Here is a 22,331-nt window from a genome sequence, read left to right as displayed (position 1 = left end):
GCCCGAACGCTATGGCGGCTGACCAGTCCACATGACGGCGATGCCAGCGGGACCCCGTGCCCCAGGCATCGGGAAAGGCGTTCCGCGCGGTACCTTCGGGCGACAAGCCACGCACCGTGGGCACTGAGCAGAGAGTGGAGCGCACCGTGAGCGTCGTCAGGACCACCGAGGGCCACGACCCGTTCGGCACGGCCCGACTCCGCCGCGGCGTGCTCGACGCCTGGGGGGCCAGTCCGGCGCGCTTCCGGGAGGATGCGAACGCGGAGGAGGACCTGGCGCTCGGGGGCTACCGGGACCGCCTCGTCGTGGAGCTCGCCCAGAACGCCGCCGACGCCGCAGCCCGCGCCGGGACCCGCGGCCGGCTGCGGCTCACGCTGCACCCCAGCCCCGCGCCCGGCGACCCCGCCGTGCTGGCCGCCGCCAACACCGGCGCGCCGCTCGACGCCGCGGGCGTCGAATCCCTCAGCACCCTGCGGGCCTCCGCCAAGCGGGAGGGGCATGAGTCGGCTGTCGGCCGGTTCGGCGTCGGCTTCGCGGCCGTGCTGGCCGTCAGCGACGAACCCGCCGTCGTCGGCCGCCACGGCGGCGTCCGCTGGTCCCTGGCGGAGGCCCGCGAGCTGACCGCGCAAGCCGCCAAGGCGAGCCCCGGCCTCGGGGACGAGCTGCGCCGCCGCGAGGGCCATGTCCCCCTGCTGCGGCTGCCGCTGCCCGCCGAGGGCACCGCTCCGGAGGGGTATGACACCGTCGTCGTCCTGCCGCTCCGCGACGGCGCGGCCGTCGATCTCGTCGAGCGGCTCCTCGCGGGCATCGACGACGCCCTGCTGCTCGCCCTCCCCGGCCTGGACGAGATCGTCGTCGAGACCCCGGACGGCACGAGGACGCTGCGCCGCACCGCGCAGGGCCCGTACGTCCATATCGAGGACAGCGCCCACGGCGACCGCCGCTGGCGGGTCGTCAGCCACGGCGGCCCCATTGACGCGGCGCTGCTCGCCGACCGGCCCGTAGAGGAGCGGCTGCGCCCGCACTGGTCCGTCACCTGGGCCGTGCCCGTGGACGACGAGGGAGCGCCCGCCCGCCCCCGTACCGCACCCGTCGTCCACGCCCCCACCCCCACCGACGAGCCCCTCGGCGTCCCCGCGCTGCTCATCGCCTCGCTCCCGCTGGACACCACGCGCCGGCACCCGGCCCGCGGCCCGCTCACGGACTTCCTCGTCGGCCGCGCGGCCGACGCGTACGCCGAACTGCTCGCCGACTGGACGCCGGTGACCGCAGGGACCATCGACCTGGTGCCGGGCCCGCTCGGCAAGGGGGAGCTGGACGGGGCGCTGCGCGCCGAGATCCTCACCCGGCTGCCGCGCGTCGCGTTCCTGGAGCCCGCCGCCCCGCGCGACGACACAGAGGAGGGCGGAGCCAAGGGGCTGCGCGCCATCGAGGCCGAGGTGCTGGAGGGCGCGGGCGCCGACACCGTACGCGTACTGGCCGAGGTCATGCCGTCGCTGCTGCCCGCCGGTCTGGAGCGGCGCGTGGAGCTGCGCACGCTCGGCGTCGCCCGCGTCCCGCTGACCGAGGCGATCGACCGGCTCGCCGGTCTTGAGCGCGCGCCCGAGTGGTGGCGCCGGCTGTACGACAGCCTGGCCGGAGTGGACCCAGACCGGCTCTCCGGCCTCCCGGTCCCGCTGGCCGACAGCCGTACGGCGATCGGGCCCCGGCAGACCCTGCTGCCGCTGCCCGACACCCCGCCGCAGCTCGCCCGCCTCGGTCTGAAGGTCGCCCATCCGGATGCCGCGCATCCGCTGCTGGAGAAGCTGGGCGCGCTGCCCGCGACCCCGCGCGCCGTGCTGACGACGCCTCAGGTGCAGGCGGCCGTGGCCGGTTCGCTGGACGCCGGGGAGATGTGGGAGGAGGACTCCCTCGACGCCGACGAACTCGCCGAGACCGTCCTCGCGCTCGTACGGGACGCCGATCTGGACCCCGGCGACGAGCCGTGGCTCGGCGCGCTCGCCCTTCCCGACGAGGACGGGGAGCTGGCCCCCGCCGCCGAACTGGTGTTGCCGGACAGCCCCTTCGCCGCCGTGATGCGCGAGGACGAACTGGCGCTGTGCGACGCGGAACTGGCCGAACGGTGGGGCGAGCAGCCGCTCGCCGCCTGCGGGGTGCTGGCGAACTTCGCCCTCGTACGCGCCGAGGACGTCGTCCTCGACCCCGACGAACTGGAGCCACGCGACGGCGACTTCCCCGAGCCGGACGACGCCGGGCTGCTCGACGCCGTCGACGTCTGGTGCGAGGACGTACTCGACCGGCTGCCGGAAACCCCCGTCCCGCCGGTCGCCACCGAGATCGTCGCCGTGCGCGACCTGGACCTGGTGGACGACGACGCCTGGCCGCAGGCCCTGGCGCTGCTGGCGCAGCCTCCGCTGCGGGACGCGCTCACCCAGCAGGTGCGGATTCTGCTGCCGGACGGGACGACCGAGACCGTGCGCCCGTACACCGCCTGGTGGCTGCGCGACCACCCGGTCCTCGACGGCCGCCGCCCCGCCGGGCTGCGGGCCGCGGGCGGGGACCCGCTGCTGGAGGGGCTGTACGACACGGTCGACGCGACCGGCTTTGAGGACGCCCAGGTGCTGCGGGCCCTCGGCGTGCGCACCACGGTCGCCGCCCTGCTGGAAGAGCCCGGTGGCGCGGCGGAGCTGCTGGGGCGGCTGGCGGACCCCGGCCGGCCGGTGCGGGCCGCGCAGCTGCACGGCCTGTACACCGCGATGGCCGGGCTGGCCCCGGAGCAGGTGACCCTGCCGGACGAGCTGCGGGCCGTCGTGGACGGCGAGGTCCGCGTGGTCGACGCGGCGGACGCGGTCGTGGCCGACGCGCCGGATCTGCTGCCGCTGACGAGCGGGCTGCCCCTGCTGCCGGTCGCTCCGGGGCAGGCGGCCGAGCTGGCGGAGCTGCTCCAGGTGCGGCGGCTCAGCGAGACCGTCGCGGCGGAGGTCACGACGGACGGCGAGGAACGCGACGTCCCTGCGTCGGTGCGCACCCTGCTCGGGCCGGACGCCCCGTCCTCGTACAACGAGCACGAGGAACTCCTCGCGGGCGGCGTCGAACTGGACTGGCGCCGGACCCCGGACGGAACGCTCCACGCCGCCACCCTGGAGGGCGTCGCGGCCGGCCTCGCCTGGGCGGCGGGCCAGTGGCCGAGGCGCTTCGAGGTGGCAGCGCTGCTGGAGGACCCGGACAGGGAGCGGGAACTGGCGCGGGACCGCTGGTTCGACGCGTGACGCTCCGCTTGGGCTGGTACGGGGGGTAAGGCGTCGGGCCTCCCGGGGCCCGGGCCGGTGGCTTGTCCCACCCACCCGCCTGATTGCCTTTGCCTGTAGAGCGCGGGCGGGTCACTGGGCCCCGGGCCGGGTGCGCGGTCTGCCCGTCCGCCAGGCCGCCCGTCCGCTCGATTGCCGTTGCCCGTTGCCCGTTGGGCGGGCGGTGAGGGGCGTCAGGGGCGCTTCGCCGGGTTGTGGTCGGTGCGGGCGGTCAGGCCGGCTGCGGTCTGGGTGAGGTGCCGGGTGAGCACCTCGGCCGCCGTGTCGGCGTCGCGGGACAGCGCCGCCTCCTCCAGGCGGCGGTGCTCGCCGGCGTAGTCCCGGTCGGGGTTGTGGTGCGCCGACCAGCGGCGGGCCAGTTCGCTCGCCGTCCACATCCGGTCGAAGGTCTCCAGCAGGACGGGGTTGCCGCAGCCCTCCAGCAGGGTGCGGTGGAAGGCCCGGTGGGCTTCGGACCATGCCCCGCTGTAGTACTCGCCCTCCTCCGGCGCATACGCCGGGGTGCGGGCCAGCCGGTGGTGGGCGGCTCGTACGCGGGCCTCCCAGTCGACGTCGCCGCGCTCGACGGACATGCGCAGCACGACCGGTTCGATGGTCCGGCGGGCCTCCGCGATCTCCTGCCAGCGGCGGTCGGAGAAGGACGGGACGGCGAAGCCCCGGTTGGGCAGCCGGTCGGCGAGGCCCTCGCCGACCAGCCGTACAAGTGCCTCACGCACGACGGCCAGGCTCACGCCCTGTTCCTTGGCGAGGTCCTGTGGTTTGAGGGCGTCGCCGGGGGAGTGGTCCCCGCGCATGATCGCGTCCCGCAGGTGTGCGTAGACCTGCTCGGAGAGCATCTGCTTCCCGGATGAGGCCGAGGTGTGGGCCGTCTGAGTCATGGACATCAGCATAGACGATCCAGCGAATAATCGATTATTAGTGTTATGGTCGATCTGCTGGCATGAAGCCCACCCACAGCACGGTCTGAAAGGAACGACGACGCGATGAGCGCCAACGACCCCTTCGCCCGCCTCCCCGAGGCGGCCTCCTTCACCGTCATGAGCACCACCGTCGCCGACGGCGACGCCTGGCCGCCCGAGCAGTTCTCCGGCATCTTCGGCGTCCCCGGCGGGAAGGACGTCTCCCCGCAGCTGTCCTGGAGCGGCGCGCCGGAAGGCACCAGGAGCTACGCCGTCACCGTCTACGACCCCGACGCCCCCACCGGGTCCGGGTTCTGGCACTGGGCGGTCGCCGACATCCCCGCCGGCGTCGCCGAATTGCCCGAGGGGGCCGGGGACGACACCGGATCGGGCCTGCCCGAGGGCGCTTTCCAGCTGCCCAACGACGCCCGCGCGGCCCGCTTCACCGGGGCCGCCCCGCCGGCCGGGCACGGCCCGCACCGCTACTTCGTCGTGGTGCACGCCCTCGACGTCGAGTCCATCGGCGTCCCGGCCGACGCCACTCCGGCCGTCCTCGGTTTCACCATGGCGGGCCACACCCTCGGCCGCGCGGTCCTGACCGCCACCGCCGAAACCCCCGCCTGACGAACGGCATGCCGAACAGCATGTCGAGCAGCATGCCGAACAGCAGGTCCGGACTCATCGACACCACGGAGATGTACCTCCGCACGATCCTGGAGCTTGAGGAGGAAGGCGCGGTCCCCTTGCGCGCCCGCATCGCCGAGCGCCTGAACCAGAGCGGTCCCACGGTCAGCCAGACCGTCGCCCGCATGGAGCGCCACGGCCTGCTGCATATCGCCGGCGACCGGCGTCTGGAGCTGACGGAGGAGGGCCGTCGGAGCGCCACGCGCGTGATGCGCAAGCACCGGCTCGCCGAGTGCCTGCTCGTCGACGTGATCGGGCTGGAGTGGGAGCACGCCCACGCCGAAGCCTGCCGCTGGGAGCATGTGATGGGCGAGGCCGTCGAACGCCGCGTCCTGGAGCTGCTGCGGCACCCGACGGAGTCGCCCTACGGAAACCCCATCCCGGGCCTGGAGGAGCTGGGCGAGCAGCGCGCCGCAGATCCGTTCCCCGGCGAGAGCATGGTCAGCCTCAGCGACCTGGAGCCCGGGCCGTACGGCATCAGTGCGGTCGTACGGCGCATCAGGGAGCCGATCCAGAGCGACCCCCGGCTGATGCGCACTCTGCGGCGCGCCGGGGTGCGGCCCGGCGCGGTCGTGAGCGTGACGCCGTCGCCCGGCGGCGTGACGGTCGGCAGCGGCGGGGAGGCCGCCGAACTCCCCACGCAGGCCGCCGCGTACGTCTTCGTGGCAACGCGCTGAGCCCGGCCGGGCCCCGGGGCGCCGAACCGGCCCCCGGGCCCGGCCCGTCCTACGCCGGGAATCTCCGTGTCACCCACCGCCACGCGAACTCCAGCGCCCCCGCGGCCGCCGCCGCGATCGCCACCGCCGCCCAGGGCATCGTCGTGCCGACGAGTTTCAGCGCGAAGAAGTCCTGCAGCCAGGGGACTGCCAGCACCAGCAGGAAACCGAGCCCCATCGCCGCCACCAGGCCCACGCGCCACCAGGTGTAGGGGCGGGCGATGATGGCCAGGACCCACATGGAGACCAGGAACAGCGTCAGCGTCGCGGCGCTGGTCTCCGCGGCGAGCGCGCCCGGGCCGCTGTAGTGGACGCGGGCCAGCAGATACGTCGCGAAGGTCGCCGCCGCCGCGATCAGGCCGGCGGGGACGGCGTACCGCATCACCCTCCGTACGAAGTGCGGCTTGGCGCGCTCCTTGTTGGGCGCCAGCGCCAGGAAGAAGGCGGGCACGCCGATCGTCAGCGTGGACAGCAGCGTCAGATGCCGCGGCAGGAAGGGGTACTCGACCTGGGTGAGGACCACCAGGATCGCCAGCAGCACCGAGTACACGGTCTTCGTCAGAAACAGGGTCGCGACCCGTGTGATGTTGCCGATCACCCGCCGCCCCTCCGCGACCACCGACGGCAGGGTGGCGAAGCTGTTGTTCAGCAGCACGATCTGTGCGACGGCGCGCGTCGCCTCCGAACCCGACCCCATCGACACCCCGATGTCGGCGTCCTTGAGCGCCAGGACGTCATTGACGCCGTCGCCCGTCATGGCGACCGTGTGCCCGCGCGCCTGGAGCGCGCCGACCATGTCGCGTTTCTGCTGCGGGGTGACCCGCCCGAAGACGGCGTTCTCCTCCAGCTCCGCGCCCATGGCGTCCCGCTCGTCCGGCAGCCGCCGCGCATCGACGGTGTTCTCCGCGCCGGGCAGCCCCAGTTTGCCCGCGACCGCGCCCACCGACACCGCGTTGTCGCCGGAGATGACCTTCGCCGAGACCTTCTGCTCGGCGAAGTACCGCAGGGTGTCAGACGCGTCCGGCCGCAGCCGCTGCTCCAGCACCACCAGTGCGGCGGGCTTGGCGTCGCGCGCCGCGTGCGCCCCTTCGAGCGCCCCGGACCCGTCCGCGGCGCGGGCCAGCAGCAGCACCCGCAGCCCCTGCTCGTTGAGGTGCTCGATCTCGTCCAGAGCCGGGTCGTCCGGCGCGAGCAGCACATCCGGCGCGCCCAGCAGCCAGCTGGAGCTCTCGCCGTTGCCCTCGCTGAAGCTCGCGCCGCTGTACTTGCGCGCGGAGGAGAAGGGCAGAGCCTCGGTGCACCGCCACTCCTCGCTGTCCGGATAGGCGTCGATGATCGCCTGAAGTGAGGCGTTGGGCCGGGGATCGGACTCGCCGAGCGCGCCCAGCACCTTCCGTACGTACTCCTCCTCCGTGCCGCCCAGCGTGCGCAGTTCGGTGACGTCCATGCCGCCCTCGGTGAGGGTGCCCGTCTTGTCGAGGCAGACGACGTCGACGCGCGCGAGGCCCTCGATCGCGGGCAGCTCCTGCACCAGGCACTGCTGGCGGCCCAGCCGGATGACGCCGATGGCGAAGGCGACGGAGGTCAGCAGCACCAGACCCTCGGGGATCATCGGCACGATCCCGCCGACCGTCCGCGCCACCGAGTCGTCGAAGGCGTGCTCCTTGACGATCAGCTGGCTGATGATGAGGCCGAGGGCGGTCGGGATCATCATCCAGGTCACATACTTGAGGATCGTGGAGATCCCGGACCGCAGCTCGGAGTGGACGAGCGTGAAGCGGGACGCCTCCTCGGCGAGCTGCGCCGCATACGCCTCGCGCCCCACCTTGGTCGCGGTGAACGCGCCGCCGCCCGCGACGACGAAGCTGCCCGACATCACCTGGTCGCCGGGGTGTTTGACGACGGGGTCGGCCTCGCCGGTGAGCAGCGACTCGTCGACCTCCAGGCTGTCGGCCTCCGCCACCTCCCCGTCGACCACGACCTTGTCGCCGGGGCCCAGCTCGATCAGATCCCCGAGGACGATCTCGGAGGTGTGGATCTCGGCGGCGACGCCGTCCCGCCGCACCGTCGGCTTCGCCTCGCCGATGACGGCGAGCCCGTCGAGGGTCTTCTTGGCGCGCAGCTCCTGGATGATGCCGATGCCGGTGTTGGCGAGGATGACGAAGCCGAAGAGGCTGTCCTGGATCGGCGCGACGAAGAGCATGATCGCCCACAGGACGCCGATGATGGCGTTGAAGCGGGTGAAGACATTGCCGCGGACGATGTCCGCGGTGGAGCGGGAGCTGCGTACGGGGACGTCGTTGACCTCGCCCCGCGCGACGCGCTCCGCGACCTCCGCCGTGGTCAGGCCGGTTGCTTTCGCGGCCGTGCGCCCGGCGGGCGACGCGGGCAGGGTCCGCGGATGCACGGGGTCGAGTTCGGCCCCCGCGTCTATGAGGGGGCCGCGTGCCGGCTCAGGGCCGTCGTCCTGGCCGTCGCCGCCGCTCTGGTCGGTCCTCGCCCGCTGCGTCATGGTTCCGACGTTACGGGCGGTTTCCGTGGTTCACCCCCCGAACGGGGTGAACTTCAGACTGCGGGAGGAGGCAGATCGTCCCCAGGGGGTACGCGGCCGTCCTGCCGCGCGCGCTTGATCGCGGCGTCCCGCTTGCGCACGTACCAGATGCCGATGAGGCCCAGGCCCGCGCCGGCCAGACACGTCCACACCCACCAGGTCAGATCGCGGTCGTCGAACCAGCCGTAGAAGGGGACCTGTGCGAGGAAGAGGACGAACCACAGGATCGTGCCGCCTGTGATGGTGGCGACGACGGGTCCTTCCAGGGGCTCCGGCGCCTCGTGCTTGGGAGTCCACTTCAGAAAACCGGCCATGCGGCGAGTTTAGTGGGTAGCCACTATGGGTCTACGCGCGGAGATACCGATCTTTCGTTCATGTGTTCATACTGAAACGGTTTGTGTCCAGCCCCTTGCGTTCGTATGAACAGCTGAAGAGAGCACGGCGAGGTTCCCGTATGCCCCCCACGGCCACTGCCCTTGCGGACGGCCAGCAGTCTCCGCAGCCGCAGCAGCAGCCGGGTTCCGGTCACGGCCGCCTCGGCGGCGCGCTCGACCGCTATTTCCGGATCTCCGAGCGCGGCTCCACCGTCGGCCGCGAGGTGCGCGGCGGGTTCGCCACCTTCTTCGCGATGGCGTACATCATCGTGCTGAACCCGATCATCCTCGGCTCCGCGCACGATGTGCACGAGAACTATCTCGACGGCGGCCAGCTGGTCACCGCCACGGTGATCACCGCCGCGTTCACCACGCTGCTCATGGGCGTGATCGGCAATGTGCCGGTCGCGCTGGCCGCCGGCCTCGGCGTGAACACCGTCGTCGCCCTCCAGCTCGCGCCCCGGATGTCCTGGCCCGATGCGATGGGCATGGTGGTGCTGGCCGGTTTCGCCGTGATGCTGCTGGTGGCCACCGGGCTGCGTGAGCGGGTCATGAACGCCGTGCCGCTGGGGCTGCGCAAGGGCATCGCGATCGGCATCGGCCTGTTCATCATGCTGATCGGACTGGTCGACTCCGGCTTTGTCTCCCGTATCCCGGACGACGCCAAGACCGCCGTTCCGCTTCAGCTGGGCCCGGACGGCCATCTGGGCGGCTGGCCGGTCCTGGTCTTCGTCGTCGGCGTGCTGCTCACACTCGCGCTGATCATCCGCAAGACGCCGGGCGCGATCCTGATCTCCATCGTGGCGATGACGGCCGTCGCGGCGGGCGTGCAGCTGCTCGCGGACCTTCCTCAGGGGGCGTGGGGGCTGACCACCCCCAAGTGGCCGGGCAGCCCGGTCGCCTCCCCGGACTTCGGGCTGATCGGCGAGGTGAGCCTGTTCGGCGGGTTCGAGAAGGTGGGGCTGCTGACCGGCCTGCTGTTCGTCTTCACCGTGCTGCTGTCGTGCTTCTTCGACGCGATGGGCACGATCCTCGCCGTGGGCGACGAGGCGAAGCTGATGGACGAGGACGGCAATGTCCCCGGCATCAACAAGGTCCTGCTGGTGGACGGTCTGGCGGTCGCCTCGGGCGGCGCCAGCTCCTCGTCCGCGACCACCTGCTTCGTGGAGTCCACGGCGGGCGTCGGCGAGGGGGCGCGTACGGGGCTGGCGTCCGTGGTCACCGGCGGGCTGTTCTCGCTGGCGCTGTTCCTGACCCCGCTGGCCACCATGGTGCCCTCACAGGCGGCGACGCCCGCGCTGGTGGCCGTGGGCTTTCTGATCCTGGCCGGTTCGGTGCGGGACATCGACTGGGGTGACTTCACGATCGCCGTGCCGGCGTTCCTGGCGATGGTGATGATGCCGTTCACCTACTCGATCACCAACGGCATCGGGATCGGCTTCATCGCCTTCAGCGTGCTGCGGCTGGCGGCGGGCCGGGGGCGTGAGGTGCCCGTCCCCATGTACGCCGTGTCGGCGGTGTTCGCCTTCTACTACGTGATGCCGGCGCTGGGCCTCACGTCGTAGAACTTCTCCGTCTCGTCGACGGCCGCATGGAGGCGTTCGTCGAAGTCGACGCGGGCGAGCGTCCGGACGACATAGTCCTGGACGCTCGTCCCCCGTCTGGCGGCATGCTGCCGGAGCCGGCCCAGCAGCTCTCCGTCTATCCGCAGGCTGAGCACAGTCGATGTCGATCCCGATCCCGATGCCGAACCCGGTGCCAGACCCGATGCCGTACCCGATGTCGATCCCATGCATCCCATGTCGGTCAGAGTGACCAGTGCGCCTCACGAGTGGCGTCACTTTCCGGATGCGACTCACTCATATGAGTGACACGTGGCGGCGATAACACGACTATCCTTAGCCTGGCTAATGAGCTACCCTAAGGACTATGCCTGACCTGAACCACGGCGACGACGCAGCCGCCGTGAACGCCCTCCGCTCGGCCGTGATGCGGCTGGGCCGACGCCTCAAGCACCAGCGCGTCGACGAATCGCTGAGCCCGACCGAGATGTCGGTCCTCGGCACCCTCGCCCGCTGCGGTTCCGCCACCCCCGGTGAGCTGGCCCGCAAGGAGCACGTCCAGCCGCCGTCCATGACCCGGATCGTGGCGCTGCTGGAGGCCAAGGGACTGGTCCGGCTGGAGCCGCACCCCGACGACCGCCGGCAGAAGGTGGTCAGCCAGACCGAGCAGGCCGAAGCCATGCTCGAAGAGTCCCGCCGCAAGCGGAACGCCTGGCTGGCCGCTCTCGCCGACGGCCTGGACGAGGACGAGTGGGCCAAACTCCGCGAGGCCGCACCCGTACTGGAGAAGCTCGCGCATATGTAAGCAGCCGCCGACACCCTGGGAGGCGAACACTTTTGCGTACGGGACCCGGAGCAGACTCCGCACCCGCACCTGCCCCTACGACAACACCCACCGCCAACCGCACCTCCATGTTCAGCTCGCTGAAGATCCGTAACTACCGGCTCTTCGCCATCGGGCAGGTCATCTCCAACACCGGCACCTGGATGCAGCGCATCGCCCAGGACTGGCTGGTGCTCACCCTCACCGGCTCCGCGTCGGCCGTCGGCATCACCATCGCGCTCCAGTTCCTGCCGATGCTGCTCTTCGGCCTGTACGGCGGGGTCCTCGCCGACCGGCTGCCCAAGCGGCCGCTGCTGCTGGCCACCCAGTCCGCGATGGCCCTGACCGGCCTCGCCCTCGCCGTCCTCACCCTCAGCGGCCAGGTACAGGTCTGGCATGTCTATCTGACCGCCTTCCTCCTCGGCCTGGTCACCGTCGTCGACAACCCCGCCCGCCAGTCCTTCGTCTTCGAGATGGTCGGCCCGGAGCAGCTGCCCAACGCGGTCAGCCTGAACTCCGCCAACTTCCAGTCCGCCCGGCTCGTCGGCCCCGCCGTCGCCGGTGTGCTGATCACCGCCGTCGGCAGCGGCTATGCCTTCCTCCTCAACGGACTGTCCTTCCTCGCGCCCCTCGCGGGCCTGCTGATGATGCGGCCCGCCGAACTCCACAAGTCCCGGCGCGCACCGCGCGGCAAGGGCCAGCTGCGGGAAGGGCTCGCCTATGTCGCCGGGCGGCCCGAGCTGATCTGGCCGATCGTCCTCGTCGGCTTCATCGGCACCTTCGGCTTCAACTTCCCCATCTGGCTTACGGCCTTCGTCGACGACGTCTATCACTCGGGAGCGGGCGCCTACGGCCTGCTCAACACCCTGATGGCGGCCGGCTCGCTGACGGGCGCGCTGCTCGCCGCCCGCCGCGGCGCCTCCCGGCTGCGCATCCTGGTCGGGGCGGCGCTGATCTTCGGCCTGCTGGAGATCGTGACGGCGTTCGCGCCCGCCTTCTGGGTCTTCGCGGTGCTGATGGCCCCCATCGGGATGTTCGGCCTGACCGTGAACGTCACGGCGAACTCCAGCCTCCAGATGGCGACGGACCCGCAGATGCGGGGCCGGGTGATGAGCCTGTTCATGATGGTCTTCATCGGCGGCACGCCGATCGGCGCCCCGCTGGTCGGCTGGATCACCGACACCTTCGGCCCGCGCGTCGGCTTCGCGGCGGGCGGCGCGGTCTCGCTGCTCGCGGCGGTGGGCGTGGGCCTGATCCTGGCCCGCGTGGGCGGCCTGCGCCTCAAGGTGGACCTGCGGCGGGGGGTGCGCCCGCGGGTGCGGTTTGTGCCCCGTGAGTCTCATGAGCCTCATGAGTGCCGCGAACCCGGTGGGCGCGGTGGGCGCGGTGACTCCCGCGCGCCGGGCGAGCGCCCTGCGCGGGAGCCGGCGGAGGAGCTGATTCCGGCGGTGTGACGGCGCGCGCCGGGTCGCGGCCCGGCTGTCTGCCGGTGTGACGGGCGATGGGCCCGGTGGCCGGTCGGCCCGGTTGGCCACCGGGGCGATGAACTGGGCATGGCGGCTCGGGCGGCTCGGGCGGCTCGGTCGGCTCGGGCCCGGTCGGCCACCGGGGCGATGAACTGGGCATGGCGGCCCGGTCGGCCCGGGCGGCCGGGGCCCGGTCGGCCCGCTGGGCAATGGCGTCGGCCCGCGGGGCAATGGCCTGGTGGGCTTGGCAATCGGACTCCGGCCGTCTGGCGGGGGCGACGGCGCGGGGACGACGGCGACCAGCCCGGCACTGAACCTCCCTCGGCGCGTCGCGCATGGCGCCCGGGCAGCAGACGCCACGCGCTGCGGCGGCGCGGAGCGCTGGGCACGGACAGGGCGGCTGGGCAGTCAGCCGAGCCGACCTCCAGCGGCCGGGGCCCGGAGGCCCGAGTGGCAACGGTGGACCTGACGGTCGCAGTCCGGCCGCCCGGAGCGGCGGCCGGCCAGTCAGCCGACCAGTCAGGGGGGACCGCCCTCAGGGCGTCTCGCGGGGCGGCGCGGGGCCGCGCGAGACGGCGCGGGGCTGCCGGTCGCAGACAGGGCGGCAGGGCAGAGGCCCGAGCGGGGTACCCGGCAGCAAGGGGGCGAGATGCCCTGGGGCGTGCTGAGTGGCCGGAGGCGCGGTGCCGAAGGCCCCCGCGGCGGTGGGAGACTCGCCCTATGAGACTCTTCACCGCCGTACTGCCCCCTCCCGCGGCGCTGGACGAAGTCGGCCGCGCCGTAGACCGGTTGAGATCTCTCCCGGGCGCGGACGACCTGCGCTGGACCACCCCCGAGGGCTGGCACTACACGCTCGCCTTCATGGGGGAGGTGGAGGAGCGGCTGCTGCCGGAACTGCATGAGCGGCTGGCGCGGGCGGCCCACCGGAGCACGCCCTTCCCGCTGCGTGTGCACGGCGGCGGGAGGTTCGGCAAGCGGGCACTGTGGATCGGCGCGGCGGGCGGCCTCGACGAACTGCGGCTCCTCGCGGAACGCTCCGACGCGGCGGCGCGCCGCGCCGGCGTGCCCATGGAAGAGCACCGCCGCTACCAGGCCCATCTGACGATCGCCCGCGCCCGCTTCGACGCCGACCTGCGGCCGTACGTCGCGGCGCTGGAGGGCTTGGAGGGCGAGCCGTGGGAGGTGGCCCGGCTGGCTCTCGTACGCAGCAATCTGCCGAAGGGCGGGGCCCCGGGCGGGCGGCCCCGGTACGAGACCGTGGGCGAGTGGGAGCTGGGCCGCTGAGCCCCGCCGCCGCCGGCCCGGTCCCGCCCCTCGGGAGAGCGGCGGGACCGGGCGGGTTAACCTCAAGGCGTGGACCCGAAGACCCGTAACCGGATCATGGCCGGTGCGCTTGTGCTGATGTTCGCGATCATCGCGGTGGCGTCAGTGCTCTGACGGTTGCCCGCGCCGGGCTCACCGGCCGTGCCTGCCTCACCGGCCGTACCAGCCTCATCAGCCGTGCTTGCCTCACCGGTCTCACCGGTCGTACCGGTCCCACCGCCCCCCTGGCTCACCAGGCGAACGCCTCGGGAGAGGGCCCGGGCCCCGGGAAGATCTCGTCCAGCGCCGCGAGCACGGTGTCCGACAGCTCCAGCTCGACCGCGCGCAGAGCGGAGGCGAGCTGGTCGGCGGTGCGCGGCCCGACGATCGGACCCGTCACTCCGGGCCGGGTCAGCAGCCAGGCCAGCGCGGTCTCACCCGGCTCCAGACCGTGCTTGTCGAGCAGCTCCTCGTACGCCTGGATCTGCGCCCGCACCTCGGTGTTCGCCAGCGCCTGAGCGGACCGCCCGGCCGCGGACCGGCCCGCGCCGCCCTCCCGCTCCTTCCTGATCACCCCGCCGAGCAGCCCCCCGCTCAGCGGCGACCAGGGGATGACCCCCAGCCCGTACTCCCGCGCGGCCGGAATGACCTCCATCTCGGCGCGCCGCTCAGCCAGGTTGTACAGGCACTGCTCGCTGACCAGGCCATACGAGCCACGGCGGCCGGCAGCCTCGTTCATCTGCGCGATCTTCCAGCCGGGAAAGTTGCTGGACCCCACATAGAGGATCTTGCCCTGCTGGACCAGGACGCCCATCGCCTGCCAGATCTCGTCCACGGGCGTGCGCCGGTCGATGTGGTGGAACTGATACAGATCGATGTGGTCGGTCTTCAGCCGCTTCAGCGACGCGTCGACCGCCCGCCGGATGTTGAGCGCGGAGAGCCGGTCGTGATTGGGCCAGGGTTCGCCGCCGTCCGCGGCCATATTCCCGAACACCTTGGTGGCCAGAACCACCTTGTCCCGGCGGTCGCCGCCCTTGGCGAACCAGTTGCCGATGATCTCTTCCGTACGGCCCTTGTTCTCGCCCCAGCCGTACACGTTTGCCGTGTCGAAGAAGTTGATCCCCGCGCCGAGCGCGGCGTCCATGATGGTGTGACTGTCCGCCTCGTCGGTCTGCGGCCCGAAGTTCATCGTCCCGAGGACGATTCGGCTGACCTTGAGTCCGGTACGTCCGAGCTGCGTGTACTTCATGGACGCCAAGCCAACGCCCTCGAGCCACTCCAGGCAAGCGAACGCGCGCGGCGCGGGCGAGCGCGTCCGTCGGCCAGACGTCAGTCGCGGGGGAAGTCGTCCGTGGTCAGGGCGAGGCCGACGGGGGTGTGGGTAAGGTCGATCTCGTCGCCGAAGTCGAACTTCGCCTCACTGGCGTAGTCGCCTTTCTCCGGGCATGTGTGGAGCAGGCACTTGCCGACGTACGGATCGACGATCAGATAGACGGGGATGCCCGCCTCGGCATAGGAGGCTTTCTTGGGCCCGTAGTCGTTTGCGGCGGTGTCCTTGGAAATAACCTCTGCGACGAACTCGATGTCCTGGTAGCGCCAGAGCCCCTTGGCGTTCTTCCTGGAGTGCTCGGTGAACGCGGCGACGTCGCACGCGAAGCCGTTGAGATATCCGGGAAAGTCGATCCGGACATCCGAAGCCAGCCGCTTCGGGGCGTACACAGCAGCCAGCTGCCTGGCGATGCTGAAGATGATCTCCCAGTGCGTCTGCCGCTGCGGCGACATATGGATGGACCCCCCGACGATCTCGACCTTGTATCCCTCGGGGACGGGCATCCTCTCGAGCCTCCTGAACAGGTTGTCCAGGGTGAGCTCGTCGCTGCTGTTGGCCATCTCGATCCTGTCGGCTTCTACGACGGTCATCGTGGCGCTCCTCCCCGCTGCCGCTCGATCGCAGACAGCGCCGAGTACAACGATACGCACGCAGGAGAGGACACGGTGGCAGCGAGGAAGTGTCAGTCGCGGGGGAAGTCGTCCGTGGCGAGGGTGAGGCCGGCGGGGGTGTGGGTGAGGTCGATCTCGTCGCCGAAGGTGAACCTGGCGTCGGTGTCGTAGTCGCCGTTCTTGGGTGTGGTGTGGAGGACGCACTTGCCGGTGTAAGGGTTGATGATGAGGTAGGCGGGGACCTTGGCCTCGGCGTAGGCGGCCTTCTTGGGGCCGTAGTCGTTCAGGGCGGTGTTCTTGGAGATGACCTCGGCGACGAATTGCACGTCCTGGTAGTTCCAGCGCCCGTGTGCGTTCTTCTCGGCATTGTCGCTGAGCAGTACCACGTCCGGCGCGAAGCCGTTGAGGTCACCGGGAAAGTCGATGCGGACGTCCGACATGATCTTGGCGTCCATTCCGAACCGGTCTTCCAGGGCTCGTACGATCCGGCGGATGATGTTCCAGTGGACGTCCCGTTGTGGCGACATGAAGATGTGCCCCCCGACGATCTCGGTCTTGTATCCCTCGGGGACGGGCATCTTCTCGAGCCACTCGAACAGCGTGTCCAGGGTGAGCTCGTCGCTGCTGTTGGCCATCTCGATCCTGTCGGCTTCTACGACGGTCATCGTGGCGCTCCTCCCCGCTGCCGCTCGATCGCAGACAGCGCCAAGTACAACGATACGCACGGAGGGAGGACACGGTGGTCGCTCCGCCTGCGGTCCTGGCGTACCGCCGCGACCGGCAGCCTGCGCCGTGCGTTGGCGCACCGCCTTACGCGAGCGCAGAGACGATGGCCACCTCCCAGTGCACAGCGGTGCACGGCGCGTACGAAGTGGTGGTCACCGTAGCCGCAGGTCGGAAGGGTGTGCGGGATGAATCCGAAGACTTCACCTGGACCGGCGCGCCCTCGTGGGTGCCGGCGTCCGGGCATGCTCTCCGCCATGCCGGAGTCCATTTCGACGCGGTCCGCATCGCGGGCTTTCTCGCCGAACAAGTCGCGTATGAGCTGATGCAGTTCACGGACTTTCAGGCCGGGCCGATCGTCCGTGAGAGCACCGGGGGGGGGGACGGAATATGTACTTCCTGCTTCCGCCTCAGACCGCGGCCGCTGGACTGGAGATCGCGGCCCACATTCGAAGTTCCGTTCGTAGAACCGGAGTTGTTGTACGACGCGGTCATCTGTGCTGTACGGTGACCGTGTCAATACGCTCCGTGAAAACAGGGCGGTCCTCGGCGGTGCGCCAACACCAATCCGAGGACCTTCACCACGAGTGGAAAGCGGTCCACCGGGATGCTCAGGCATGCTACCGCGCCGACGCGGCGCTTCACGAAGGTCTCGCACGATGTCGTACGCCACCGGCGGCTGAACAGCGACGCCAAGCTTCTGATCATTTACATCCAGGGGCTCCCCGAGGAAGAGGCGCGCAAGCCGCTGAACAGGCACGCGGAGAACATCGGGATCACGGGCAGGGCGTTCCACAACGCCAAACAACAGCTGTTGGCCTGCGGATACTTGCACCAGTGGCGGTGGCAGGGCGGCCGAGGGCTCTGGTCCACCGACCAGTTGATGTCGAACGTCACCCTCACGGATGAGGAGGCGGCTTCGCTGCGCGCCGCCGGGCAGACGGACGAGTCACCGCCGCCCAGCGATCCGGGAGACGCCGACGATCCGAGTGCCCGGCTTCCGGCGGTCGGTGAACCGGAGGCCCCGGAACTCGGCGGTCATCCCCCCAAGGGGGAAAGAACCCCGGAGAAGAACCTTCCCCACCCCCCACCCGAAACGCCCGCGGTGCCTGCGGCGTCTGCGGCACCCGAAGCGCCTGCGGCAGATGGCGGGGAGCACGCAGGTCTGACGGGGACCGTTCGCAGCAGTTCGCGGCATGGAACGACCCGCGAGGGCGCGTGCCCTTCGCGGGTCGTTCGAGGGAGCCGGTCTGCGGACGGGTCAGTTCCCCGCCGTTGTCACACGGTGATCGTCAGCGTGATGCTGTCGAACCAGGTGCCCAGAAGGCGGTCAGGACTTGGCGGGCCACATCCCCGTGCGGGAGCCCAGCTTGCCCTTGCCGTCACCCGGGTACAGGTACAGTCCGCCGCTGCTGTTGATTCCGGCGACGTCGGCCTTGCCGTCGCCGTTGAAGTCGCCGCCCATGATGACGCGGAAGCCGCCCCACGTCTCGTCGTGCCACATGGAGGTGCCGAAGTCGAACTTCCCCTTGGCGTTGCCCTTGTAGAGGTGGATGCCGCCGCTCTGGGCGATGGCGATCACGTCGTCGCGGCCGTCGGCGTTGAAGTCACCGCTGCTGATGTGCTTCTTGTTCCAGGTCCTGTCGTGCCACATCTCGTGGCGCTTGCCGGTCAGCACGCCGTTGGCCGCGCTCGGGTAGGCGTACAGGCCGCCGCTGGGAGCGATGGCGAGCAGCCCGTCGCGCTCCCAGCCGGCGCCGCGGTAGCGCGTCACGTTGAGGAAGTTGCGCCAGGTGTCGTCCTTCCACATCTTCAGCGGCGAGCCGAGGCGGCCGCTGCTGGTGCCCGGGTAGAGGTGGAGGTGCCCGTCGCTGGCGATGGCTGCGATGTCGGCGAGGCCGTCGCCGTTGAAGTCACCGCCGACGATCTTCTGCTTGCCTCCCCAGGTGCCGTCGTGCCGCCACAGCTCGCGGCCGTACTCAAGCTTGCCGTTCGCCGTGGTGTAGAAGGCGTGCAGATTGCCGTCCTTGAGGACGGCGGCGACGTCGGGGCGGCCGTCGCCGTTGAAGTCGGCGGAGGTGACGAGGTCCGTGACGTTCTGGTACATGGACGCCAGACGTATCCGCTGGATCCACCCGGCGGCGGTGTCGACCCGGCTCTCGACCGCGCCGGTGCGGGTCTCGCTCGTATTGCCGATGCAGCCGCCCTGCCACGAACGGCTGTTGACCGCGACCAGCTCGTAGGAGCCGTTCTTCTCGCGGAAGGCCGGGCCGCCGGCGTCGCCCTTGCAGACAGCCCCCGCTCCGTCCTTGGCGCTGATGTTCACCGCGGTGTCGGTGACGGAGTCCACGGTGAACGCGCCCGCGTGCAGACGGTTCGGGACCCAGGTGGTCTTGGTACGGCCGAAGCCCGCCACCTTCAGGGTGTCACCGGCCGCCGGGGCGCCGGACGACAGCTTGATCGGCGTCAGACCGTCCGCGGGCTTGGCCAGGCGCGCCATCACCAGATCGCGGTCCGGGCTGGGCACCAGCTCCACGACCTCGCTCACATGCCCGCCGCCCGCGGACAGATCCGCCCGCCCGACGGTGGCGACCGTCTTGACTGAGGGCTTGCCGGCCGGAACCGATCCCCCCGGAGTCTTGGCGAAGCAGCTCGCCGCACTGAGGACCCACTGATGGTCCACCAGAACGCCGGAGCAGGCACGGTCGGTGTCGCCGATGGCGAGATGCGCGGCGAAGCTGTACGCGCCCTGCTCGACGGTGTCGCCGACGACGGCATGGGCGGGGGCTGCGATGGCGATGGGGGCTGCGATGGCGGTCGCCATCAGTCCCCCGGTGAGCGCCTTGCGCGGACGATTGCTCAACATGGTCGTTTGTTCCTGTTTCCCTTTGGTCGCGGAGAGCTGGCCGTCTGCTCCGGCGTCACCGCCGGCTCATGGACCTGTCGTCGTTCCGGCGCAAAGTGGCCGCTGTCGGCCGCGGCGCTTGTGCAAGCATCAGGATCCCCCTGGTCAGATCGCGCCGCGCGCTTATGACGCCCTGTCGGTCCCAGCTCGGGCGGGGCATGAAAAGCCTGCTCCGGAGTATCGGGACAACCAGCTCACCTCTGGTATGCCGAGTAAATCATATGTAAGCGCCAATAAATGCAGGCGGTCCTCACTGCGAGCACGCCTGCACTCAGCCTGTGTACGAACGATCCGCCAGGCCGTCCATCAGCCTGGCGGATCATTGCGGACCCCCGCTTTTCCGGGTGACCGTCGCCGTCAGACGAGCTCCAGTACGGTCCGCCAGGAGTCGCCTCCGACGGGAACGGTGACCTGACCGCGTACGGAGCCGTTGCCGTCACCCTCGTACATATGGAGCGTGCCGTCGTTCCAGATGGCCATCAGGTCGGCGACGCCGTCCCCGGTGAAGTCGCCCGCGGTCAGCTGCCGGATGGATCCCCAGGTGTCGCCGCCAAGCGCGATCGAGCGGCCGTTCTTGACCTGCCCCGTGCCGTCACCCTGGTAGAAGTGGAGAGTGCCGTCCTTCCAGACGGCCATCAGATCGCTGATGCCGTCGCCGTCGAAGTCCCCGCCCGGCAGCAGCTTCACCGTGCCCCAGCTGTCCCCTCCGACGCGCATCTTCACCGCGGGCGCGAACTGTCCATTGCCCTTCCCCTGGTAGAGGTTCAGGGTGCCGTCCTTCCATACGGCCATCAGGTCGGCGTTTCCGTCGCCGGTGAAGTCGCCCGCGGTCAGCTGCTTGATCGTGCCCCAGGTGCTGCCGCCCTGGGCGACGGCAGTGCCGTTGAGGAACTTGCCCTTGCCGTCCCCCTTGTAGACATGCAGCGTGCCGTCGCCCCAGATGGCGACGATGTCGGCGATGCCGTCGTTCGTGAAGTCGCCCTTGGCGACCTGCTTGACGGTCTTCCACGTGGCGCCGCCCAGCTGGCTGATGCGCTGACCGCTGAGGACCTTGTCCCGGTCACCGGGGTACACATGCAGGGTGCCGTCGTTCCAGATGGCCGCGAGGTCGGCGATGCCGTCGCCGGTGACATCGTCCTGGACGCGGAACGTCGTCTCCTCGATCCAGCCGCCCAGATCATGGACCGCGACGTCGAGAGCGCCGGTGCGCGTCTCGGTCTCACCCAGACAACCTCCCTGATACGCCGCCACATTCAGCGCCACCAGCTCCGTCGCACTGTCGGCCTCCCGCAGCGCGGGCCCGCCGGCGTCGCCCTTGCACATGGCCGCGCCCGCCGACGCGGGGCTCAGGTGGACCTCGCTGCCGCTGACGGCGTCCACGGTGAACACCGAGGAGTGCAGCCGGTTGGGCACCCACTCGGTCTTGGTCCGCCCGAACCCGGCCATCCGCAGATCCTCACCGGCCGCGGCCGCCTTCTCAGCAACCTTGACCGGCGCGACACCCTGAACCCGCTGCGCCAGCTTGACGAGCACCACATCCCGGTCGCTGCGCGGAACCAGCTCGACGGCCTTGGTGACAAAGCCGCCTGCCTTCGTCAGATCGGTACGCCCGACGGTGACACTCGTCGCCACCTTCGGCACCCCGGCCGCGACGGCCGCCCCCGGCTTGTCGGCGAAGCAGCGCTTGGCGGTCAGGACCCACTGGGGCGCGACGAGGGATCCGGTGCAGGCGCGGTCGGTGTCGCCGATGGCGAGGTGTGCGGTGAAGCTGTACGCGCCCTGCCTCACGGGGCCGTCGACGACGGCGTGGGCGGGGGCTGCGACGGCGACGGGGGTCGCGACGGCCGCCGCAATCAGGCCCCCCGTGATCGCCCTTCGTGGACGATTGCTCGACATGGTCGTTGTTCCTGTTCCTCTGATAGCGGAGAGCCGGTTGTCTGCCTCGGCAACACCATCGGCTCGTGGCCCTGTCGCCTTTCCGGTGCATAGGGGCCGCTTCGGGTCGTGGTGATTGTGCAAGCAGCACAATCCCCCTTGCACCGGCGTCAGCCCTGTATGCCTTGACGTCGCTGCTGGCGATACTGATGGCTCAAGCTATTTGCTGGTGAAGATCTCTACCAGTGTGTGCTCGCGGCCGGCCGGGTCGGCGTTCTCGCCGACGCCCTTCCAGGAGTTCTTCGGGATGTCGAACGACTTGTGCTCGTCTCCGACCGTCATGTTGATCTTGGCGTTGTAGACGCTGCTCTTCACGCCGCCGACCGAAGGTACCTCCAGAGACAAGTATCCGTTGTCGCCAGTGACCTTGAAACAGAAATCATCGTTGTCGCGGTCACGGGCAGCGAACCTCAGGAGGCTCGGCTCACTGTCGCAGTCGGCCAGAAGGATCTTCCCGTTGCCGTGCTTCAGCTTAAGATTCTTCTCCTTGAGAATCTTCTCCGCGCCTGGGTAGGAGAAGTCCTCCACGGTGCTGGGAGGCTGCTCGGCAGATGTATGGGCAGCGCGGGATGTGCTCTCGATGTCGTCAGCGGCGCTCGCTGCTCCCGCGATGAGGAGAGTGGTGCCGACCATGGCGCCAGCTGCCATGCCAGCGGTCAGAGAGCGTGAGGATATCCGCATCGATAACTCGCGTTTCAGTTTGAGTGCAACCTGGAGGGCGTAGACAGCCCCCGGCAGAACGAATATCACTCGATGTCAGGATTCCCCAACTTGTGGCGATGTGGTCGATGTCTCACCCGTCGGCTTGTTGGTGCCCTGACTTACGAGTCAACTACCGGACTTATCGTCAACTTCGGCTGTGCACTGGAACTTCCGTGGATCGAAGTCGCGACTCACTGGGGTGATCAAGTCTCAGTGGGTCTATTGCGTCTGCAATGGGGAGCGGTTTGCCTGTGTGATCATGCTTCCCGGGTGCGTGGCCACGCCCTTCGACCTGACTGAGAGGCCGACCGCCTCAGTAAAGAAGCCCGAACGGGGAACTATCTGACATGAATCCGTCACGTATGTTGCGTCGTGGCCGACATCCACGCGGTGGATTCGCTGCCGTGGTCGCGATGACCACGGCAGCGTTGGTTTTCGGT

General features: G+C 70.3%; 17 protein-coding genes. 7 read left to right on the top strand and 10 right to left on the bottom strand.

The features are described 5' to 3' along the window. The first annotated feature begins 146 nt into the window (after positions 1-146). Positions 147-3,269, top strand: coding sequence for a sacsin N-terminal ATP-binding-like domain-containing protein (locus OF819_RS28105; RefSeq protein WP_267246468.1), 3,123 nt, complete (start codon positions 147-149; stop codon positions 3,267-3,269). Between the two features lie 212 nt (positions 3,270-3,481). On the opposite strand, the gene OF819_RS28100 is transcribed toward OF819_RS28105, so the two are convergent. After that, the gene (locus OF819_RS28100; RefSeq protein ID WP_267246467.1) at positions 3,482-4,186 is read right to left on the bottom strand and encodes a GntR family transcriptional regulator; all 705 of its coding nucleotides are present in this window, start codon (positions 4,184-4,186) and stop codon (positions 3,482-3,484) included. 105 nt (positions 4,187-4,291) lie between these two features. On the opposite strand from OF819_RS28100, the gene OF819_RS28095 reads away from it, so the two are divergent. Both OF819_RS28095 and OF819_RS28090 read left to right on the top strand, forming a co-directional pair. Next, on the top strand, positions 4,292-4,831 hold the full coding sequence (locus tag OF819_RS28095; protein WP_267246466.1) for a YbhB/YbcL family Raf kinase inhibitor-like protein: 540 nt from the start codon (positions 4,292-4,294) through the stop codon (positions 4,829-4,831). 32 nt (positions 4,832-4,863) lie between these two features. Then, positions 4,864-5,568, top strand: a complete 705-nt coding sequence (locus OF819_RS28090; RefSeq protein WP_267246465.1) for a metal-dependent transcriptional regulator — start codon at positions 4,864-4,866, stop codon at positions 5,566-5,568. Between the two features lie 49 nt (positions 5,569-5,617). Here the strand turns inward: OF819_RS28090 and OF819_RS28085 are convergent, their stop codons facing one another. Together OF819_RS28085 and OF819_RS28080 are read right to left on the bottom strand one after the other, a co-directional pair. After that, positions 5,618-8,119, bottom strand: a complete 2,502-nt coding sequence (locus OF819_RS28085; RefSeq protein ID WP_267246464.1) for an HAD-IC family P-type ATPase — start codon at positions 8,117-8,119, stop codon at positions 5,618-5,620. A gap of 53 nt (positions 8,120-8,172) precedes the next feature. Then, entirely contained in the window at positions 8,173-8,472 is a 300-nt protein-coding gene (locus tag OF819_RS28080; protein ID WP_267246463.1) for a DUF2530 domain-containing protein, read from the bottom strand. Between the two features lie 140 nt (positions 8,473-8,612). On the opposite strand from OF819_RS28080, the gene OF819_RS28075 reads away from it, so the two are divergent. Further along, positions 8,613-10,097, top strand: a complete 1,485-nt coding sequence (locus OF819_RS28075; protein ID WP_267246462.1) for an NCS2 family permease — start codon at positions 8,613-8,615, stop codon at positions 10,095-10,097. On the opposite strand, the gene OF819_RS28070 is transcribed toward OF819_RS28075, so the two are convergent. Continuing rightward, positions 10,064-10,252: a ribbon-helix-helix protein, CopG family gene (locus tag OF819_RS28070; RefSeq protein ID WP_267246461.1), complete on the bottom strand. Its 189-nt coding sequence runs from the start codon at positions 10,250-10,252 to the stop codon at positions 10,064-10,066. The two genes, OF819_RS28075 and OF819_RS28070, sit on opposite strands and share 34 nt — an antisense overlap. A gap of 209 nt (positions 10,253-10,461) precedes the next feature. On the opposite strand from OF819_RS28070, the gene OF819_RS28065 reads away from it, so the two are divergent. From OF819_RS28065 to thpR, 3 genes are all read left to right on the top strand, one after another. Then, a complete protein-coding gene (locus OF819_RS28065) occupies positions 10,462-10,899 on the top strand; it encodes a MarR family winged helix-turn-helix transcriptional regulator (protein WP_267246460.1) in 438 nt (145 codons plus the stop codon). A 32-nt stretch (positions 10,900-10,931) separates the two neighbouring features. After that, on the top strand, positions 10,932-12,371 hold the full coding sequence (locus tag OF819_RS28060) for an MFS transporter (protein WP_267246459.1): 1,440 nt from the start codon (positions 10,932-10,934) through the stop codon (positions 12,369-12,371). Between the two features lie 732 nt (positions 12,372-13,103). After that, the gene (gene thpR, locus OF819_RS28055; RefSeq protein WP_267246458.1) at positions 13,104-13,667 is read left to right on the top strand and encodes an RNA 2',3'-cyclic phosphodiesterase; all 564 of its coding nucleotides are present in this window, start codon (positions 13,104-13,106) and stop codon (positions 13,665-13,667) included. Positions 13,668-13,935: 268 nt separating this feature from the next. On the opposite strand, the gene OF819_RS28050 is transcribed toward thpR, so the two are convergent. The 6 genes from OF819_RS28050 to OF819_RS28025 all read right to left on the bottom strand — a co-directional run bounded on the left by OF819_RS28050 (position 13,936) and on the right by OF819_RS28025 (position 21,939). Then, complete coding sequence (locus OF819_RS28050) at positions 13,936-14,934, bottom strand: aldo/keto reductase (protein ID WP_267246457.1); 999 nt, start codon at positions 14,932-14,934, stop codon at positions 13,936-13,938. An 80-nt stretch (positions 14,935-15,014) separates the two neighbouring features. Further along, positions 15,015-15,605: a Uma2 family endonuclease gene (locus OF819_RS28045; RefSeq protein ID WP_267246456.1), complete on the bottom strand. Its 591-nt coding sequence runs from the start codon at positions 15,603-15,605 to the stop codon at positions 15,015-15,017. Between the two features lie 92 nt (positions 15,606-15,697). Continuing rightward, on the bottom strand, positions 15,698-16,291 hold the full coding sequence (locus tag OF819_RS28040) for a Uma2 family endonuclease (protein WP_267246455.1): 594 nt from the start codon (positions 16,289-16,291) through the stop codon (positions 15,698-15,700). Positions 16,292-17,679: 1,388 nt separating this feature from the next. Beyond that, positions 17,680-19,215 carry an FG-GAP-like repeat-containing protein gene (locus OF819_RS28035; protein WP_267246454.1) on the bottom strand — a complete coding sequence of 512 codons (1,536 nt, stop codon included), beginning with the start codon at positions 19,213-19,215 and terminating at the stop codon, positions 17,680-17,682. Positions 19,216-19,611: 396 nt separating this feature from the next. Next, complete coding sequence (locus tag OF819_RS28030) at positions 19,612-21,150, bottom strand: FG-GAP-like repeat-containing protein (protein ID WP_267246453.1); 1,539 nt, start codon at positions 21,148-21,150, stop codon at positions 19,612-19,614. Between the two features lie 198 nt (positions 21,151-21,348). Continuing rightward, positions 21,349-21,939, bottom strand: coding sequence for a hypothetical protein (locus OF819_RS28025; protein WP_267246452.1), 591 nt, complete (start codon positions 21,937-21,939; stop codon positions 21,349-21,351). Positions 21,940-22,331: the final 392 nt, after the last annotated feature.

The sequence above is a fragment of the Streptomyces sp. PR69 genome, assembly GCF_026420845.1.
In the GTDB taxonomy this organism is placed as follows: Bacteria; Actinomycetota; Actinomycetes; order Streptomycetales; family Streptomycetaceae; genus Streptomyces.
Note: the sequence above shows the minus strand (reverse complement) of the source record. Positions and strands in the feature narration are given on the sequence as shown.